Source organism: Blastomonas sp. (assembly GCF_041747255.1).
Classification (GTDB): Bacteria; Pseudomonadota; Alphaproteobacteria; order Sphingomonadales; family Sphingomonadaceae; genus Blastomonas.
Genome location: NZ_JBGTFM010000386.1, coordinates 1 through 2,410 on the forward strand (window position 1 = coordinate 1; position 2,410 = coordinate 2,410).

At 62.2% G+C, this 2,410-nt stretch carries 4 protein-coding genes; 2 read left to right on the top strand and 2 right to left on the bottom strand.

The features are described from left to right. Positions 1-291, top strand: a 291-nt coding sequence (locus ACEW8G_RS13065; protein WP_373488847.1) for a winged helix-turn-helix transcriptional regulator, incomplete at its 5' end; no start/stop codon positions are given. Between the two features lie 209 nt (positions 292-500). Beyond that, entirely contained in the window at positions 501-1,172 is a 672-nt protein-coding gene (locus ACEW8G_RS13070; RefSeq protein ID WP_373488848.1) for an ankyrin repeat domain-containing protein, read from the top strand. 66 nt (positions 1,173-1,238) lie between these two features. On the opposite strand, the gene ACEW8G_RS13075 is transcribed toward ACEW8G_RS13070, so the two are convergent. Continuing rightward, positions 1,239-1,994, bottom strand: a complete 756-nt coding sequence (locus ACEW8G_RS13075) for an inositol monophosphatase family protein (protein WP_373488850.1) — start codon at positions 1,992-1,994, stop codon at positions 1,239-1,241. Positions 1,995-2,046: 52 nt separating this feature from the next. Next, a partial coding sequence (locus ACEW8G_RS13080; RefSeq protein ID WP_373488849.1) for a metallopeptidase TldD-related protein occupies positions 2,047-2,410 on the bottom strand: 364 nt, incomplete at its 5' end.

A 2,410-nucleotide genomic window follows, 5' to 3' on the forward strand; every position in this document is an offset into this window, starting at 1 on the left:
GTCGATGACCGCCGCAAGATCGAATATCGGCTGACCGACAAGGGCCATGATCTGCTGCCCACGATGATCGCGCTGCGCCAGTGGGGCGAGAAATGGGAAAGCGGGGTGCCGTCAAATCCGGTGCTGGTCGATGAGCGCGATCACCGGCCGATCCTGCCGATCTCGATCCGCGCGCACGATGGCCGCGTGCTGACCCACCACGACCTGTGCTGGATGAACCTGTCCGACATCGCCACCGCCGACAGCGAAGAGGCCGACAACAGCGTGGTCAAACGGATTGCATCGGTTTGAGGGGGCGCTAGCGGGCAAAAGAGGGTTGCGTCGCGAAGGCCCGTCAGCTTTTGGCTGTTCCATTGGTTACGCATACGTCCGGCAATGAGTGTGCACTGTTCCGGCTGATTCAGACTGGGCGGCGGCTACAAACGACGATTGAGCCGTTGCCTTGAGTGCAGGGGCAAGCAATTCTCTGGAAGCCCTATGATCGATAGGAAGGGTTCACTATGCTCAGTCGCATCGCAGCAGGCCGCACTGACCTCGTTTTCGATTGGATCGAGGGTGGGGGCGATGCTCTTGCTACGTTTGATGGTGCCGCTCTGATAAACTGGTGCTCCTATTTTGGTGATGTATCGGCAATTCGTTTTTTGCAAAGTCGGGGGGTCTCTCTGGCGTTGCTTGGGTCAAACTTCGATCTCAATGGTGCGGCATTTCATGGGCACTGGAGGTTGTGCGAATATCTCATCGAACAAGGCGCGAATCCGCAAAGCGCTCTGCCGGACACCGGTGAAACACCCCTACATGCTGCGCTGAGCAGCTTTGCAAGTGCCGAGCATGAATGTGTGGTGAAAGTGCTGCTCGCAGCGGGGGCGGAAGTCAACGCGGTGACCAACCCGGGGGTGGAGACAGGAAGTTTCATGCGTGATGTGCGGACCCGCGGCGAGACGGCGCTACACCGCGCAGCCGCATACGGCACTCTCGAAAGCATTCGACTACTGATAGAAGCTGGTGGAGCGCTCGACGCGAGGGACGCAAACGATGACTCGCCGCTCTCATGGGCAAGCTACGCACTGCGCGATGCGTCTGTGCTTCACATGCTATGTTTCCCGCCGTTTCACGTCAATGCGAACAGAAGATCGATGAGGTCCAATCTGATAGGCACACCTGTAAAAACGTGACGGCGCGGAAGCCGCAGTCGCTCGCAATGCAATGGCGTGATCGGGGTCGCCCCCTGAAAAACAGGTCTAATCGAGCACCACGCCGTAGCTGCCCCCGTCCGCCGACAGCTTTACCGCGCGCTCGCGCAGGCGTTCGACCGCCGCTTCATGGATACCCGGCGCGCAGCACAGGACGCCGAAGGCATTGGCGCGTGGCTTGTTGAAACGCAGCGCCTGGCCCAAAGCGTCGGTCACCCTGGCACCGGCCTCCTCGGCGATGATTGCAGCAGCGCCGATGTCCCATTCATAGCCCCAGCGCAGCGTCGCCAGCAGGTCGGCGCGGTCATCGGCGACCATCGCCATGCGCAGCGCGATGCTGTTGGGTTTTTCGACCACCGCAAGGTCGATGTCCGCCCGCGGCAGCGCATCGGTCGGCACCCGCGCGCCGGAAAAGGCCGTGCGCTGGCTGGCCTTCAACCGCCTGCCATTCAAAAACGCTCCACGTCCCCGCGCCGCGATCCAGTATTCATGCCGCGCCGGGGCAGCGAGCACGCCCATCACCACCCGCCCTTCGTCAACCAGCGCGACAGAAATTGCCCAGCCAGCGCGGCCGCGCACGAAATCGCGGGTGCCATCTATCGGATCAACCAGCCAGATCCGCGCGCGGCCAAGACGGTCGGTGTCATCAGCGGTTTCTTCTGACAGCCAGCCCGCATCGGGCACCAAAGCCCCCAGCCGATCACGCAGGAAATTGTCGACCGCGATATCGGTTTCGCTCACCGGTTCGCCTGGCAGCTTGTCCCACACCTGGAGGTCATCCCCGGCGCGGGCATAAGCGGCCATCGCGATGATGCTGGCCTCTTCGACGATGTGGCGGATCGTGTCGGGCGAGACCTTAACCACTCGCGACCGTCATCCCGTCGATGCGCAGCGTCGGCGTGTTCACCGCATAACGGAAATCAAGATCATCCGCCGGAATGAGCGCGGCAAACATATCGACCAAATTGCCCGCGATGGTGATTTCGCTAACCGGTTCGGCCAGCGCCCCGTTGCGGATGATGAAGCCGCTTGCGCCGCGACTGTAATCACCGGTGACGCCGTTTACGCCCATGCCGATCAGTTCGGTGACATAGATGCCGGTGGCGATGCCTGCCATCAGTGCCGCCGGACTGTCGCTGCCCACCGCCAGATGCACGTTGGTCGGGCTGGTCGCAGGCGCGCCGCTGACCCCGCGCGCGGCATGACCGGTGGGCTGCGCG

Bases quoted from the DNA above. Each gene is read 5' to 3' on its own strand.
- ACEW8G_RS13075 (WP_373488850.1), bottom strand. From the start codon at position 1,994: ATGGCCGCTTATGCCCGCGCCGGGGATGACCTCCAGGTGTGGGACAAG.
- ACEW8G_RS13070 (WP_373488848.1), top strand. From the start codon at position 501: ATGCTCAGTCGCATCGCAGCAGGCCGCACTGACCTCGTTTTCGATTGG.